The organism is Dehalobacter sp. DCM, from assembly GCF_024972775.1.
GTDB lineage: Bacteria > Bacillota > Desulfitobacteriia > Desulfitobacteriales > Syntrophobotulaceae > Dehalobacter.
In genome coordinates, this window is record NZ_CP092282.1 from 218,196 (window position 1) to 235,008 (window position 16,813).

General features: G+C 50.8%; 16 protein-coding genes and 1 pseudogene. 16 read left to right on the top strand and 1 reads right to left on the bottom strand.

Annotation, left to right across the window (positions count from 1 at the left end; translation table 11 throughout):
- Nucleotides 1–20: 20 nt before the first annotated feature.
- The 15 genes from LPY66_RS01075 (at nt 21) to LPY66_RS01145 (ending at nt 15,116) form a co-directional block, all read left to right on the top strand.
- A complete protein-coding gene (locus tag LPY66_RS01075) occupies nt 21–4,628 on the top strand; it encodes an S-layer homology domain-containing protein (RefSeq protein ID WP_337986310.1) in 4,608 nt (1,535 codons plus the stop codon).
- 36 nt (nt 4,629–4,664) lie between these two features.
- Nucleotides 4,665–5,225, top strand: a complete 561-nt coding sequence (locus LPY66_RS01080) for a YodL domain-containing protein (protein ID WP_015262181.1) — start codon at nt 4,665–4,667, stop codon at nt 5,223–5,225.
- A 63-nt stretch (nt 5,226–5,288) separates the two neighbouring features.
- Nucleotides 5,289–5,708, top strand: coding sequence for a SpoVG family protein (locus tag LPY66_RS01085; protein WP_337986311.1), 420 nt, complete (start codon nt 5,289–5,291; stop codon nt 5,706–5,708).
- Between the two features lie 56 nt (nt 5,709–5,764).
- Nucleotides 5,765–6,028, top strand: coding sequence for a DUF6133 family protein (locus tag LPY66_RS01090; RefSeq protein WP_337986312.1), 264 nt, complete (start codon nt 5,765–5,767; stop codon nt 6,026–6,028).
- Nucleotide 6,029: 1 nt separating this feature from the next.
- The gene (locus LPY66_RS01095) at nt 6,030–6,443 is read left to right on the top strand and encodes a prepilin peptidase (protein WP_337988169.1); all 414 of its coding nucleotides are present in this window, start codon (nt 6,030–6,032) and stop codon (nt 6,441–6,443) included.
- Nucleotides 6,444–6,456: 13 nt separating this feature from the next.
- A complete protein-coding gene (cpaB, locus tag LPY66_RS01100; protein WP_337986313.1) occupies nt 6,457–7,302 on the top strand; it encodes a Flp pilus assembly protein CpaB in 846 nt (281 codons plus the stop codon).
- Between the two features lies 1 nt (nt 7,303).
- Nucleotides 7,304–8,116, top strand: coding sequence for an AAA family ATPase (locus tag LPY66_RS01105; protein WP_015262186.1), 813 nt, complete (start codon nt 7,304–7,306; stop codon nt 8,114–8,116).
- Between the two features lie 104 nt (nt 8,117–8,220).
- Nucleotides 8,221–9,576 carry a type II/IV secretion system ATPase subunit gene (locus LPY66_RS01110; protein WP_443112511.1) on the top strand — a complete coding sequence of 452 codons (1,356 nt, stop codon included), beginning with the start codon at nt 8,221–8,223 and terminating at the stop codon, nt 9,574–9,576.
- A complete protein-coding gene (locus LPY66_RS01115; RefSeq protein WP_337986314.1) occupies nt 9,573–10,502 on the top strand; it encodes a type II secretion system F family protein in 930 nt (309 codons plus the stop codon). Before LPY66_RS01110 ends, LPY66_RS01115 begins: the two co-directional genes overlap by 4 nt.
- Nucleotides 10,503–10,510: 8 nt before the next feature.
- Nucleotides 10,511–11,380 (top strand): secretion protein F, encoded by an 870-nt coding sequence (locus LPY66_RS01120; protein WP_337988171.1) that lies wholly within the window; start codon nt 10,511–10,513, stop codon nt 11,378–11,380.
- Between the two features lie 13 nt (nt 11,381–11,393).
- Entirely contained in the window at nt 11,394–11,762 is a 369-nt protein-coding gene (locus LPY66_RS01125) for a DUF3848 domain-containing protein (RefSeq protein ID WP_337986315.1), read from the top strand.
- A complete protein-coding gene (locus tag LPY66_RS01130; protein ID WP_337986316.1) occupies nt 11,756–12,151 on the top strand; it encodes a DUF4320 family protein in 396 nt (131 codons plus the stop codon). Before LPY66_RS01125 ends, LPY66_RS01130 begins: the two co-directional genes overlap by 7 nt.
- Nucleotides 12,148–12,699: a hypothetical protein gene (locus tag LPY66_RS01135; RefSeq protein ID WP_337986317.1), complete on the top strand. Its 552-nt coding sequence runs from the start codon at nt 12,148–12,150 to the stop codon at nt 12,697–12,699. Before LPY66_RS01130 ends, LPY66_RS01135 begins: the two co-directional genes overlap by 4 nt.
- Nucleotides 12,700–12,793: 94 nt before the next feature.
- The gene (locus LPY66_RS01140; RefSeq protein WP_337986318.1) at nt 12,794–13,348 is read left to right on the top strand and encodes a DUF6550 family protein; all 555 of its coding nucleotides are present in this window, start codon (nt 12,794–12,796) and stop codon (nt 13,346–13,348) included.
- A 73-nt stretch (nt 13,349–13,421) separates the two neighbouring features.
- Nucleotides 13,422–15,116: a hypothetical protein gene (locus tag LPY66_RS01145; RefSeq protein ID WP_337986319.1), complete on the top strand. Its 1,695-nt coding sequence runs from the start codon at nt 13,422–13,424 to the stop codon at nt 15,114–15,116.
- A gap of 77 nt (nt 15,117–15,193) precedes the next feature.
- Here LPY66_RS01145 and LPY66_RS01150 read toward each other — a convergent pair whose 3' ends face one another.
- A complete protein-coding gene (locus LPY66_RS01150) occupies nt 15,194–15,874 on the bottom strand; it encodes a hypothetical protein (protein WP_337986320.1) in 681 nt (226 codons plus the stop codon).
- A gap of 435 nt (nt 15,875–16,309) precedes the next feature.
- Here LPY66_RS01150 and LPY66_RS01155 point away from each other — a divergent pair.
- Nucleotides 16,310–16,573, top strand: a pseudogene (locus LPY66_RS01155) (DUF3852 domain-containing protein); the annotation flags it as partial.
- Nucleotides 16,574–16,813: the final 240 nt, after the last annotated feature.

The window sequence follows — 16,813 nt, forward strand, 5'->3', positions numbered from 1 at the left end:
AAAGAAAGGACTGAAAACCCATGAAACAAAAAGGAAAACGCATCGGCATTCTCGCCCTTGTTCTCATCCTTCTGGTGTGCGGCGGAATCTATACGGCATACCGCCTGCATCCGGAAGCCTTCATCCGGCAGGATGAAATCATCACACGCGGTGAGTTTGCCGCCATTCTGGTGCGGGATATACCGCTGGATACCGCAAACGCGGCGAAAGACCCACCCAGCTTTCCTGACATCGACGGCCACTGGTCGGAGAAAAACATTGAGGCACTCATCGACGCCGACATCATTGACCCTGCTGATTATCCGGACGGCTTCCATCCTGATGACCCTATAACCCGCGCTGAGATCATCAAGATGCTCGTGCGGATCAGCGGAATGGATGACGAAGCGAAAAACACGCAGGGACACAGCGGCTATGAGGATCAGGATGCCATTAACGATGAGGACAAAGGATACCTCATTGTCGGCCGTGAGGACGGTATCATAGGAGAAACGGACGATAACAAAATCCATCCTAATGATCCGGTGACCAAGGGAGAAGCCGATGACCTGATCGACAAGGTTACACCGGAAACCCCCACACCGCCACCGGTCACACCAACTCCAACGCCTCCTTCACAAACTCCGACCCCGGAGCAGCCGACACCCACGCCAACGAATCCGGATGATGAGCAGCCGACTCCAACACCCACGCCAACGAATCCTGGCAATAACTCCGGTGGCGGTTCAGGAGGCGGCTCATATTATTATCCGGATGCGGAGGTACGGTTTGAGTTTCCCGCCATAGCACATACCGATACGGAAATCAAAGTGATGCCCGTGTGGAAATACATGAGCAGCTTCTCGTGGTCGCTGACCAAAACTGATGTGGACGGCTCCCAACATCCTGTAGAACTGAAAGATGCCGTCAGCGGTACTCTCGGATTAGAGGGCGGTACTATCAGGTTTAATCAGGATGGGCAATACACATTGACCGCCAAGGCAAAGAATGTAATTGGAAAAGAAACTGTGCTGTCCAAACAGATCACAGTCTATCCGGTCATCGATCTGAGCTTTGACCTTCCGGAAACGACTCACACGGACAAATCGGTTACTCTCACCTTCCAGCTGGAAAAACTCTATGGACACGACATTGTATGGACAGCAGCAAAAGACGGGGAAACCGTTCAGCCGGCCGACATTCTCAACGGCGAGCTTGGGAGCGAAGGCGGCACTTTTGTGTTCAAAGCAAAGGGCGAATATACACTTACCGCTGCCATCACGGATGACACCGGACGAGTCTTTATCCATACAGAAAAAACAAAAGTCTATCCGGTGGCTGGAATTGCTTTTGAGCTTCCAGCAGCCTCCCATACGGATACAACTCTTGAGGTTTCAACAACACTGACAGAAGCGGACGGACTTACTGTAGCTTGGAACCTTACCAAGAACGGTGAAACTGCTGTGCTTGCCGATGAACTGGAAGGTTCCCTGACCAATGACGGCGGGAAAATTCGCTTCAAGGACAAAGGCGTGTATATGCTCACCGGAGCGATCACCGATGAAACCGACAGAATCTTTGAAACCTCTAAAACCATCACCATCTACCCGGTAGGTTCCATTGGTTTCTATGTGCCGGAAATCACCCATACAGACAAGGCTGTCCGCGTGGAGAGCCGCTTCGAAAACCTTGGAGAAGCCGCAATCCAATGGTCGCTGACCAAGGATGGAGAGGCTGTCACCTTAACCGATGCGGTCCTGGGGGAATTGACTAACGAGGGCGGCTCCATCTTCTTTAAAGAAAAAGGCGAATATGTTCTGAAAGCAGCTTTTACAGATCCTGCTGGCAGGACGTATAGCTACACAGCACCGGTTAAGGTCTATCCTGTTCCCAGCATTTCTTACAAGCTGCCTGAAACCGCCTACACCGATACCATTGTCAGTGTAATTCCAGAAATCTTGGAATTAGGCAGCCTAAAAGTTGAATGGCTGTTAGAGAACGGCTTCGGATTCCAGGATTCTGCGACTTATGTCGATGGAACTCTGGAAAACAGCGGCGGTTCCATCCGATTCAAGCACGCCGGTACCTATGAGCTGATCGCCCGAATCACAGATGAAACCGGGCGGGTATTTCTGTTTGAAAACGGCGGCAGGATCGAAGTCCTGCCGGTGCAGAACATTTCCTTCGAGTTTCCTGAATCGACCCACACCGACCGCACTGTTGATCTCCGGACCCGCGGCAACAACAATGTGCTGCCGGTGGAATGGTCGCTTACCAAAGACGGAGAGACTGTGGATATTTCCGATGCTTTGGGGGGTACGCTGAACGCCTACGGCGGAAAAATACAGTTTAAAGATGTCGGAAGCTATACCCTGACGGCCTCCATGACGGACGCACTTGGCAGGGTGTTCTCCTATAGTGCATCCACTACGGTCTATCCGATCCCGTCAATTTCACTCAGCGTTCAGCATACCTGGCATGCCGGAGATGCTGGAACTGTCAGTGTCAGCGGCACGGACTTGGAGAATCTCACTGCGGGCTGGACAATCATCCAGGGTGATGGCGGCGCACAGCCGTATTACATCTACTCCTCCGGCACTCTGACTAAAACAGGCGGCAGCCTGACCTTCCCGGCAAAGGGTCAGTACGAGCTGATCCTCACTATGACGGACCCCACCGGCCGAACCTTTACCAGAAGCCGGTGTATTACGGTCTATCCCATTCCTTCAATTTTACTCAGCGTATCGCAGACCTGGCACGCCGGCGAGTCTGGAACGGTCAGCGTCAGCGGCACGGATCTGGAAAACCTCACTGCGGACTGGTCTGTCATTCAGGGAAATAGCGACGTGAAGCCTTATTCAGCCTATGCCTCCGGGACTCTGACCAAAGAGGGCGGCAGCCTGACCTTCCCGGTGAAGGGACAGTACGAGCTGATCCTCACTATGACGGACCCCACTGGCCGTGCCTTTACCAGAAGCCAGAGCTTCACGGTTTATCCCATCCCGTCTGTTTCACTCAGCGTCCAGCAGCACTGGTACGCTGGTGAACCTGGAACAGTCAGCGTCAGCGGCACAGATTTGGAGAATCTTACTGCAGACTGGACGGCTATTCAGGGAAGCAGCAGCGCGAAGCCTTATTCTGCATATGCCTCCGGGACCCTGACCAAAGCAGGGGGCAGCCTGACCTTCCCTTCGAAAGGACAGTATGAACTGATCCTCACCCTGACAGACCCCACCGGCCGAACCTTTGCCGGAAGTCAGAGCTTCACGGTGTACCCCATTCCAACCATGAGCATTGGCGTACCATCGCTGACCTACAGCGGCGAGTCTATGGCAGTCACTGCCTCCGGTACTGAGCTGAGCGGAGCATCCGTTGACTGGCTCCTTTCGGTGGATAACGGCGAGGCAAAGCCCTACACGGAATATGCAACCGGCTCCCTTGGGACCAGCGGCGGCACTCTGCGGCTCTATACGGATAAAACCATTTCCGTGAAGCTGCGGGCGGTGGTCACCGATACCAACGGGCGTAAATTCAACTTCACCTCCAATGCAGGAACGGTCAAACCCATTGCCAGCTTCCCGTTTACGGTTCCGTCCTCCGCTCATATCGGCTCCGGCTTTTATGTTTCCCTGCCGGGAACATCCGGACTGGAGGGCAGGACTCTTAATTGGTCGCTGACCAAGGGCGGAAACACGGACAGCTATACCGGAAGCCTCTCAAACAGCGGCGGAACCATTGCTATCCAAAGTACCGGAAGCTATGTCCTGACTGCAAGCACCACCGACAGCGCCGGCAGAAACTTCAGCTATTCGCAGAACATCACCATCACCAACAATGCACCGAATAAGCCGACCGGAAGCGCGTCGGTAACCCGAACCGCAAAGGATAGCAAGCTGCTGGTTAACCTCTCAGCCTATGCCAGCGATCCGGACGGCGATGCTGTGAGCCTGGAATACTCCGGCAACACAGCAGACAGCTACTATGCCGTAGGTACCCAAACCGTGTGGGTTCGAGCAAAGGACGCGTGGGGGCTATATTCCGACTGGACGGGCATCACCTTTACAGTAACAAACTCCGCGCCTACAACGCCGGTGATTACCCGTACTCCTGACGGTAACAGCATTGCCCCCGGTGTGGCAATTACCATTTCCGCCTCCAGCACAGACCCCGATGGCGATGCCATCACCTATATATGGGAAGGACGCCCGGCGCAGACCAGCACTGCCTATCCCCTCGGTAAGAATGTGGTGCGCGTGAAGGCTGTGGATTCCACCGGAGCCGAGTCGCCCTGGGCGGCTATCGTGTTCTTTATCGCCGACCCCAATCACGGCGGCGGCATGACACTGACCGGTCCGGAGTCCGTCATTCTGGAACAGGGTATCGCGGGAGCGACCATTACCAATTACACCTTTACAGTGCCGCCTGTCGATGGACACAGCGGTCAGGACTATGGACGTGTCCGCGGCTACAACATATTGACCGGACAATGGGATCAGCTGGACTACGGCACAACCACTAACGGTATTACCTTCAGCCGTTCATTATCACCGGGACTCTATAGCCAGCTTGAGTTCTACTATTATACCAATCACGATTGCATGTACAACAAAAGCAATATCACTTATTCTGTCACCTTCTATTTTCAGTAATACTCCGGCAGTCCTGCCGGGAAAGGAGGAAGTGTTATGAACGGTATTCAGATTAAGAACAACCGCATCCTTTACTACGGCAATACAGCCGGCTATATCGAAAAGGACAGGGCCATTGTTGACCCGATGTTTCAGAACGAGGAACTCCGGTCCTATCTCACAGAGAAAAAAGGACTGGAGCTGGAGTGGAGAAACGGCACATTTGCACGGATGGCAGAGGGAAAGATCGATCCGGAAGGCAACCTGCAGGTTCTGAAAAAATGCAGGGTCCATCAGCTCAAGCCTGATGTGGATGTAATGATGAAATTCATCGGGTATGACGAGCTGCTGGAGCACTTCGGAGAACCTGACCCAGACAACTACCGCGTGGTCTATGACGGCGAGGTGGAAACCAATAATCTGGAGGAACTCTTCGCTAAGTTTAATCTTGACCATCCGCTCGGCTATGAGGGACACAGCCTTTCCATGTCGGATGTGGTGGAGCTGTATGATGATTCCGGCAGCTCTTTCCACTATGTTGACCGATTCGGATTTAAGGAAATCCCCTTTCAGCCACAGGAGCAGGAGTTGTACCAGGGACCGACGATGAGCCTGTAACACCATCAATCACAGCCGGAAGGCTGTTTTTTTAACTCACAAATTTTAAAGGAGGAAACATCCATGAGCAAAGCACAAGCTACCGCCAAAGCTCCGCAGGAATCTGCGCAAACCGCCGCGGAGCAGCCTCTGCCCATGAAGGTGGATGTGAAGATCGGCTCCATCCGTCCGGAAGGCAATATCAAGGCTTACGCGTCCATCAACCTGAATGACTGCTTCGCCATTCGCAACGTGAAGGTGGTGGACAGCTCCAAGGGGCTGTTCATTGCCATGCTCAGCTACAAGTCGGGAAACGGCGAGTACAAGGACATTTGCTTCCCGGTTACCAAGGAATTCCGGGAGCAGCTGAACAATGCGGTCATTGACGCCTACCATCAGGCCCTCACCCAGAGTCAGAGCCAAAACCAGCAAAAGGCGGCGGATAAACCGTCTTTGGAACAGGCACCGGAGCAGAGCGCCGGTATGCAGATGGCGGGACTATAAGCCCTGCGATCTTTGTTACTCGACCACTAAAACAAACATATTGGAGGTAAATCATAATGAAAAAATTCCTGTACACAATGAAGAGAAAGTTTTCCTTCACCTTGAAAAAAGTTAAGGCTCAGCTGACATTAAAGTACCTGATGACAAAATCATTACTCTGCTCCCAGCGAGGGGAGGGCTTTGTGGATACCGCCATTAAAATTTTAATGGCAGTGGTCATCGGTGCCCTCGTCCTTGCCGGCCTGTACGCACTGTTTGGTGAAACTGTCCTGCCGACCTTGAAACAGCGTATTATTGACATGTTCAACTTTGGAAACTGATATGCCGCTTCTCTTGCAGGGCGGTTTTTTTATTGCCCTTTTGTCTGCAGCCTCCCTTTGGGATCTTAAAAAAAGGATCATCCCCGACACCATTTGTGTGTTCATCGCCCTGACAGGATTGTTCATATTTGAACCAATTAGACTGCTCGGTATTTTTGCCGCCATACCGTTTCTGCTCGCCGCCCTGATCTGGGATGGCATAGGCGGCGGGGATATCAAGCTTATGGCGGCTGCGGGGCTGGTGCTGGGCCTACAAAAGAGCATGGCCGCCATAATTATGGGTTTAACAGCCATGCTGGTATTCCATGCAATCTATACACTGATCCAAAGGCTGCGCGGGAGGAATGCTCCAAAGGCATACCCTCTCGCGCCTTTTCTTTCTCTCGGCTGCCTTGCAGCATATTTCTTAATTTAAGGAGGAACACCCTATGAGTTTTCTTAAAAACCGCACAGTGTTGGGCGTCATCTGCATTGTGCTGTCTTTGCTTATTTGTTTTGCCCTGACTCCGCTGTTCAACCAGACTGTATCGCAGAAAACATCCATAGTCCGGGTAGTAAAGGATATAAAGTGCGGCGATCAGATCACCAAGGATATGGTGCAGACCGTGGAGGTGGGCGGTTACAACCTACCTGAAAACATAATGAAGCAGGCTGATTCGGTCATCGGCAAGTATACCATTGCGGATCTGTCTCCCGGTGACTATATTATTTCCACCAAGCTGACCGATGTCCCCGCCGCGGAGAACGCCTATTTATACAGCTTGAACGGTAATAAGGAAGCTATTTCCGTAAGCATCAAAAGCTTCGCCCAGGGTCTGTCCGGCAAGCTGATTTCCGGCGACATCGTGTCTGTCATCGCTCCCGATTATAGGAAACAGGGATCTACTGTAATCCCTCCGGAGCTGACCTATGTCGAGGTCATCGGCGTAACGGCCAGTACAGGTTATGACACTGATTCAGAGCAGTCTTCCGGGGATGAGGATACAGACAAGAACGAGGATGAAAAACAACTTCCTGCCACCGTGACGCTTTTGGCATCTCCGGAGCAGGCAAAGATCCTTGCGGAGCTGGATGCGGACGGCAAGCTTCATCTTTCCCTTGTTTACAGAGGCGCCAAGGAGAACGCCGCCAAATTTATTGAGCTTCAGGATAAGGTGATCCAAGCACTGTATCCAGTTCCCGCTGCACAAACAACTAATGTACAAGCACAATCCCCTCCGCACAATACAGTCACGGAGACTGAAAATACTGTTCCGGAAGCCGGAGGTGAGTAATTTGCTCAACTTCATGAAAGGGAGCATCTTCTCCCGAAAGCAATTAGAATCAATGCAGGAGGAACCGGAACAGGATGTGCAGGTGCTGGCGGTATGGGGCAGCCCAGGCAGCGGAAAAACCACGGTCAGTGTACGCCTTGCCAGGTATCTGGCGGACCACAAACACAACGTTGTGCTGCTGTTATGCGATATGACCACCCCAATGCTGCCCTGCATCTGCCCACCTGCAGAGCTGGAATGCGAGAGATCCCTCGGAAGCATCCTCGCAGCAACCCATATCAACGATACGCTGATCAAGCAAAACTGTGTTACCCATAAAAAATTGAGCTATCTCACAATGATCGGCATGCTCAAGGGCGAGAATGTGTTCACCTATCCGCCGTATACCCAGAAGCTGGCGGCCGAGCTCATTGATCATCTGCGGGACGTCGCTCCATACATCATCATTGACTGCGGCAGCTCCATCGCCAACGACATCCTGTCGGCGGTTTCCCTGCTGGAAGCAGACACGGTGCTGAGACTGGTCAACTGCGATCTCAAGTCCATCAGCTACCTGTCGTCGCAATTGCCGCTCCTCAAGGATCAGAAATGGGATGCGGATAAGCAGTATAAGGTGGCCTCCAACATCAAATCCAATCAGGCTGGAGAGCATATCGAGCAGGTGCTCGGGTCTGTCTCTTTCAAGCTGCCGCACTCGGATGAGCTTGAAAACCTGGCCCTTGCAGGAAACACGCTGGGAGAACTGGCTCTCAAAGACAGCCGGAGCTTTCGTACTGAGATCGCAAAGATTTCAAAGGAGGTGTTTGGCGTATGAGTAAGAAGAACCGCAGGCGGTACGCCGCCAATATACCGATGCATTTGGCGCCGGTACTGGATGGCACCTCAAAGGAAAAAGGTGAAAAGTCACCTACCATCAGCATGACAGGTAACCAAAGCCTGTTTTTTTCATCTGATGGGGTCGCAAGGGAATTTGGCCCGGTCTTGCATGAAGTGCAGGAGTACATCTCCAGTAAATACGCGACGCTGATCACCAGTGGAGGAACAGAAGAAGTGAAGGCGCAGGTCAAACGGTACATCACCAAATATGTACAGGATTACCGCATCGCTGTTGCAGGTATGACACAGACGCAGCTGGTGGATGCCCTGTATACCGAAATGGCGGAGTTTTCGTTTCTGACTAAATACATTTTCGGCGCCGGTATTGAGGAAATAGACGTCAATGCCTGGAATGACGTCGAGGTACAATACAGCAGCGGCATCACCAAGAAGTTGGATGAACACTTTGACAGTCCGGAACATGCCATCAACGTGGTGCGCCGTATGCTCCATGTGTCAGGAATGGTGCTGGACAACGCCAGCCCGGCAATCCTGGGACATTTGAGTAAAAATATCCGCATCGCTGTGCTGAAAACTCCGCTGGTGGATGAGGATGTAGGCGTAGCAGCTTCCATTCGTATCGTGAATCCGCAAAGCATGAGGAAGGATGACTTTATCCGCGGTGGGACCGCCACCGAGCCGATGCTGGGTTTTCTGTCGGAATGCCTGCGATACGGCATCTCCATCTGTGTGGCAGGCGCGACCAGCTCCGGGAAAACCACTTTGGCAGGCTGGCTGCTGACCACCATACCGGATAACAAGCGTATTTTTACCATTGAAAATGGTTCGCGCGAACTGGCGCTGGTACGGCAAGATGATGGAATGGTCTGTAACAGTGTCATCCACACGCTGACCCGCATGAGTGAAAACGAGAAACAGAACATTGATCAGGACATCCTGCTGGACATGGCGTTGCGTTTTAATCCGGAAATCATCTGCGTTGGAGAGATGCGCGGACCGGAAGCCTATGCCGCCCAGGAGTCCGCCAGAACCGGTCACACGGTGCTGACCACCATCCACTCCAATAGCTGCGAAGCCACATGGCGCCGCATGGTTACCTTGTGCAAACGGAAATATGACATGGCGGACAACACTCTCATGGATCTGGTAACAGAGGCATTCCCCATAGTGGTTTTTGCAAAGCAGTTGGAAAACAAACAACGCAAGCTGATGGAGATTATGGAATGCGAAATTCTGCCGGATGGCAGTAGAAACTACCGGAGCCTGTTCCAATTCAAAATCACTGAAAACCGTGTAGAGGATGGAAAATTCATCGTGAGCGGCCAGCACAGTGCAGTACAGGAGATTTCCCAGAGTCTGCAGAAGCGCTTTCTTGAAAATGGTATGCCCCAGGATACATTAAAACAAATCCTATCTATGGGAGGTGCCATACGATGACCGCAATTCTTTTAATTGCATGTGCCGGTCTTATCACCGGCGCCTTTCTGCTGATGAGACTCTCGCCTCTGGAATTTACCGGCGGCCTGTTTGGGTTCCTGACTCGTAAAAACAAAAGCATCCGGGCAGAAATCAACGAGGCTACCCGTCGTAAAAAAACATCCTTCCTTCGCCGGGAAATTGCAGAAGTGCAGGAGATTCTCACAATCACCGGACGTAGCAGCCGCTTTTCTCTCGTCTGCGCGGCGTCTCTTCTGTTCTTTGCTGCGGGCGCCAGTCTAGCTATTCTGATTGGCAATATGTTCCTTGTTCCTGTGCTGGCTGTAGGTATGATGTTTATTCCTTTCTGGTATATCCGGCTTACGGCAACCCATTACAAAAAGAACATCGCCGCGGAACTGGAAACGGCCCTGTCCATCATTACCACAGCTTATCTTAGAAACGAGGATATCCTCACGGCGGTGGAGGAAAGCGTTCAATATCTCAATCCTCCTGTACGAAGCGTGTTCGCGGAATTTCTGACAAGGGTAAAGCTCATTAATCCGGATATTGACACGGCGCTCCATGCCATGAAGCCCAAAATTGACAACGATGTGTTTCGTGAATGGTGCGATGCCATTGCCGCCTGTCAGTATGACCGCGGACTGAAAACCACGCTGACCCCGATTGTCAGCAAGCTAAGTGACATGCGCATCGTTAATGCGGAGCTGGAATATCTGGTGTTCGAACCCCGCAAGGAATTCATCATCATGGCTCTGCTGGTCGTTGGGAATGTGCCGGTCATGTATTTTCTCAATAAGGACTGGTATCACACTTTGATGCATACCGCGGTGGGACAGGCCATCCTGGCGGTCTGTGCGGCGGCGATTTTTATCTCGACGGCGTTTGTCATTAAGCTGACTAAGCCCATTGAGTACAGGAGGTGACGGAGATGATGACACAATTAGTTTTTACCGGAATCCTTCTTGCTGTGGGACTGTATTTCATTTTGGCAGATGTGCTGAAGCTGCCGACCATGAAAACCGCTAAGGCCATGCTGGGTGCGGGGAGAGAGAGTAAAAAAGCAGCCAAAACGGTGGAAGCCTGGCTCATGTCCGGTGCGGTAAAACTCTCAAAATATATCCGCATGGATGAGTATAAGTACAGCAGGATGGCCAATATCCTCAAGGCGGCGGGGATATCCATGACCCCGGAGGTGTACTCCGCCTACGCAATTACTAAAGCCGGAGCTATCCTGCTTGGAGTGATTCCATGCCTGATTCTGCTCCCGCTGCTCTCGCCGGTGCTGATTATTCTTGCCGTATTATCCTATTTCAAAGAAATCCGGAAAGCGGATGAGCAGCTGAAGGCGAAACGGGATCAAATCGAAGGAGAGCTGCCCCGGTTTGTTGCAACAATTGAGCAAACTCTCAAGACCAGCCGTGATGTGCTGGCAATGATGGAAAACTACAAGAAAAACGCCGGCCCCGCTTTTGTTCTGGAACTGGACGTGCTGACTGCGGATATGCGCTCCTCCAGCTATGAGGCGTCACTAACCAGGTTTGAAGCAAGGCTCAACTCCCCGATGCTTTCCGATGTGGTCAGGGGGCTGATCGGTGTCCTGCGGGGCGATGACAGTGCCGTGTATTTTCAGATGCTGGCGCATGACTTTAAAGCTCTGGAACTTCAGCGTCTCAAAGGGCAGGCTCAGAAGATTCCTCCGAAAATCAGGGTGTTTTCCTTTGTAATGCTGATGTGCTTCCTGCTTACCTATCTGGCTATCATCGCCTTGGAGATTCTCAATTCTCTCGGCAATATGTTCTAAGGAGGTATGCCAAATGACAAACAATGAAATTTTGGAGGCGCTGCGTGAAAAGCTGGATAAAAACAACGACGCCTATCATAAGGAACTGATGCAGTGTTCACCCTCAGTGCTGGTCGGCCGCGCACAGGAGATTGCTGCCAATTCACTTGTTTACAATGAGCTCTATAGCGGCGGCTATTCTATTGACCACATGGAATATCTACTGCGGTTTGAAAATCCGCTGGAGGTTGTGCGGGATCAATGGCTGAATGAACAGAATGTTTCACACGATGAGGAAATGAGCCATGTCCTGTGGAATATTGCGGACAAGGGGGATGCCGAGCAGAATTATATGCTGGACGAAGCCTTCCGTCCGCCCGAACAGGAGGTGCGCCTATGCTGAAGCATCTCCGGTCCCGGCGTGGCGAGGGGTATATCGATGTGGCAGTGCTGGTGCTGTGCGTGATGCTGGTCATCGCCTTGGCGGTCAGCGTTTTGCCGGTGTTTGTGACCAAGAACCAATTGGATACCTATGCCGCCGAGCTGTGCCGGGAAGCGGAAATCGCCGGGCGCATCGGCAGCGAAACAACACTCCGGGCGCAGGTTCTCTCGGAAAAGACAGGGCTTTCCCCTAATATATCATGGTCAAAAACCGGAAGGCTCCAGCTCAATGAGGAATTTACCGTTACAGTCACCATGCAGGCGGATCTTGGCCTGTTCGGCGGCTTCGGGAGCTTTCCCGTTACCCTGAAGGCGCAGGCGTCAGGCAAAAGTGAGGTGTACTGGAAATGACAACTGGTAAAATATGTGATATAATTAGAAACAAAAAAGGCACGTCCTTCCCGCTCATAGTTGCGGTGACCTTGGCTCTTGTGATTATATTTGTCGGCATATCTGAATACATCCGGCTGGTAATCATTGCCCAAGGTGTTCGCGACGCGGTACAGTCAGCCGTTATCTCGACAGTAAACGACAGCTATGACGATGTATATCACGGAGTACGGGAGGGCTACAGCGGAGCCTATCAGCCCTCTGCAGAGAACTTTTCGGAAAGCCTGGACTACGGCGATATGTACAGCAGGCTGGATCAACTGCTGGGGCTGAGACGTGAAAACGGATACCATGTGAAATATGCCGGAAACGCGGTGGAGTTCCGCTTGTCGGGTCTTTCCGTTTCCCTCAAAAACATGCCATTAGCCCCAGCGAATCCTGATAATTCCAAGGGGTTTCTGGCGGATGCGATTATACGATTAGAGGTTCCTGTATACTTTGGGGGCAAAAGCCTGCCTCCTATGACGATTAACCTCAAGGTGCAGGCAAAATATATGCCGCTATTTTAATGAAACTAAAATAATCGTAGACTTATGGAAAATTTTGTAGTATGGTGTGGTTGAAAGGACCAAACCAGCAACCTTTGAAAAGGGGGTAAAATCTATGAAGATTACTGACAGAACAAAGAAATGGCTTACCATCGCCGGGCTCGGCGTGGTATGTGTAGTCCTTGTTATAGTTATAGCCTCGCAGTTTAAAACGGAGGAACCCAAAGAAGTGTCCGTTCAGCCTTCATCAACGGCAATGGATGCGGTCACTCCCAGCACTCCTTCCACAGATTCAACCAATACACAGGTAAACGCTCAGCCAATTGATTCGACTGTGACTCCTGCAACCTCAACAGACACCGGTGATTCTACCGGCACCGATCAGAGCATTCAGGCAGAGGTTACAAAGCCTCCGGAACCGTCGCAAGAAGCAAAGACCGATCAGTCCAAAACTCCCGATGGCCAAAAGGTGGACACAGTGACTCCGGTGGAACATGACAATGTACCAACTCCGGCTCCGGAAACGTCTACGCCAAAGGCAGGAGATAAAAATGATAAAGGGCAGATATGGTTTCCTGGTTTTGGATGGGTCGATGATGAAGGAGCAAATACCGGAACAGTAGTGGATGGTAAGGGTGATATAAATAAACCGGTTGGAAACATGGATTGATTTATAACAAACTTTATATAGAGCAAGAAGCACCGTAAAAAACGGTGCTTCTTGCTTTTTAAGGAGGTAGCATATGAAACATCGTCTCAGTGTTTTTCTTATACTGGTGCTGCTTTTTTCTTTCTTTCTTCCCGTTACAGCTGATGCCGAGGGCGACGGAAATATCGACCATGGTGGTGGTGGAATGGGGAACGGCAACGGCGAAAATTACTGGAATCCCGGAGATGAAGGGGTCAGAATCACTGTTGTTCGTGCAAGTGACCGGGCTGTCGTTACCACACCAATAGATTTTACAGATAAGGCGCCTTCCAGTACAACAGCTCATTTCGGAAAAGTCAGCAAGCTACAATACAACAGTGGAACATCACTTACGCCACATATGAATGGTTATACTTACAACACCCCAGGCATAGCCATGCCACGCATTATAAGCTCCGGTAGTGGACAAGCAGATATTGATGAAATTAAAAGATATTTCTGTTCTGAATACACTTTAATGCGTATATCCGATGTTACTGGTATGGATTATGAAGTGCTCATAAACGGTCAATATAAAATTCTTCTGGAACCCATCGCCTATATGACATTTCAGGGAGTCAAAATGGCTATGACCGCCACCGAGGCCGCGCTTTTTGACCAACAACTGAATGGTGGTCTGCGGAGCAAGATGGTTTCGCTTAGCCATAAAAACCTACCATTGGCAATGTTTCTTGAAACCCCGGATCTTGGTTATCCGGCATGGGACGGATCTACGACTACCGCTGCATCAAACACCGATATTATTTCCTCCCTTGGACTTGGCATTGTGCGCTTCAATGAAGCAGCGCCGGAGCCTCTGGAAGTCACTACTTACGATTATGAGTACCGGATCAATACGGAAGTCATCACTTCGGTGACTGTGAGAGGCGGTCAGGCAGATCCGGATCATCCCGTCACGGTGAGATTTACAATCGGCGGTCAGACATATACCGTAAGCGGTGTGTATTATCCAGAGGGCGATAGCCAGCTGGTGTGGGTCCGCTGGACAACTCCGTCCACTCCACAGACCATGAATATTCATGTATCGGTATCGGGCGGCGGATCAGCAAGTCAAGGAACCATCACTGCAAAGATCGTGGACCTTTCCGGAAACGATCCACCCAATCCGGTGGCTGATGATCGCAACAATTCCTACTCCAGTACCTCCGTACCCAATAAGCCGCAGAAAACCTCGTCCTCCTGGGGCGTGTGGCATCCAAGGTGGCATGCCTATTGGGTATGGCATGGAACTGAAGAAGATGGATACTGGTGTGACCATGGCTGGTGGGAATTCGACTGGTACGCTTACAATGCAAGCCTTTCATCTTCCATGAGCGTCGTTCCGGATGCAAAAGCTCCAACAGCATCCGGAAAATTGATGAAAAGCGGTTATGGAATTAATCAAACAGTCACTGCAAATGTCAGCACAAACCAATCTTCAGCGGTAACCGAAGCGCAGAACGCGGTAACCTATTTCCCTGAATACCAGTATAAAACGTATTGGCGGCTGCTGGAAAGAACAAGCCGGGGGTACAGTTCTAAATTTGAGTTCGCGTCAAATAAATACTCGACTTACAAACGCCGGACGCATTTCACCCCCATATGGTTCCCGGATGGAAGCTACACGCCGTACACCTGGCTCGCCGACTGCTGGACGCCCGCAGGAATGCTCAGTGTTAACCTCACCGACTCGGTGACTATCCGGGGAAGCCTTTGGGATGACTGGCACATCGCACCGGTAAAGCCATGAGCAAAAGAATCATAAAAATAAAGAGCTGTTCTTTGAAGATTTCGAAGAGCAGCTCTTCATAATTTTTACGGTGCTTTTTACTCCCCCTCAGATATCAGAGAAGGCTCGTCTAGTAACAGTTGAAAAATCTGCTTGGAGCTTTCCCTGTCCCGATAAGTGAGCGAGTACAGAAGATCGTTGGTAATCCCTTGAAGAAAAGCCGCCATTGCAGTAACAATCAGAAACCGCTGGCGGAACAGCAGGTTCAGGTTCTTCATTGCTTCCTCATCTCCAAGCACCTCAACAATTCGGTCATATAGCTTACGAAAATCACTGACATCTAAGACATCATGTGCATTCGACTCAATTCGCCCGTAATATTCCTCGCTCATGCTACCAAGACAGCGTTCAAAAAGAACGGAGCAATATATAGAAACCTTGGTGGCACGTTCCTGAGATTTCAACGGATGTGCTTCGATGTACGTTTTGACTTCATTGAAAAATGGGTGGTCTGTGTTTTTGGGATCGCCACTGAGTATTCCGGAGCATAAGCCATTTAGGATTCCTCCGGTCTCAAAACCTTCCGATGCAGCCTCATAGGCCAGTATCTCGTTCGACGTCTCAAAAAGATAGGATAGATACTTGTCCAGCAGATATCCCTGTTTTCCCAGCTTTGTCCGAATCTCGGCTGCCTGTTTGATGAATTCAATAAACGAATTTTTTAGATTTTTCACCGAGGCATCTCCAAGAAAACCGGACTCGTTTTCAAAAATGTTCATGTTTTCTCCCGACCTTTCTTATTTAGTCGGGAGGTTCCCCAATAGGCAAAAAAGCGTACACTAAGGCGAGCGGCTCAGCCGCCATGACCCCTTGCATACGCCTAAACTTATTGTAAAACACCATGAAAAATGGTAATATGGAAGCGTCATAGTGCCGTTTACGGTTGCGCGGGGTGGTTGGTTCACCTTTCGCAGGGCTGGTGTGTCGTTAGCACACCAGTCTGCTATGACGTTTTTCGTTCGGGAAAACCCCCGTGGTAATAGTAACGCTCTGAAAGGAAAATATGTCAAGAGAGTACTTAAATCTTACACTCCTATCTGGATGCCGGTCGTGCCGGTAAAGCCATAAACACCAGAAAAAAGAAATGGGACCGCAAGGCTAAAGCTTTGTGGTCTTTTTCTTTGCAAAAATCAATATTGAAAGGTGGTAATTCTATGAAAATTAATCGAATCCTGCCTGTTCTCCTCGTGGTTCTGCTGCTGGGCTGCGTGCTCTGCACGACTGCCTATGCCGCGCCTTCGGGCGACGTGGCCGGAGCAATTGAAAACACTTGGAACGACGCCTCCGGGCAGATCAAGACCGTGGTGAACAAGGTGGTATTTCCCGCAATCGACCTGATCCTCGCCGTATTTTTCTTTGCCAAGCTCGGCACAGCCTACTTCGACTACCGAAAGCACGGTCAGTTTGAATGGGGTGCGACACGTTCCTAACTGAAAAGGTTGGGCACTAAATTAAGAACGTGAAAATGTTCAGTTTAGGAGAACTGATATTCCGATAGGTGGAATGAAGGAGTAACGCCCCGAAACGCCTACCTTGATACTCCGACGTGCAAAACGGCATGTAATAGCTGTGATGTACGAAGCTCGGTGAAGTCGGCAGAGAGCAACCGTAAGCAGATGAAATATTATGCCTGCACGAAAGCTGTTCAGAGGTGAATG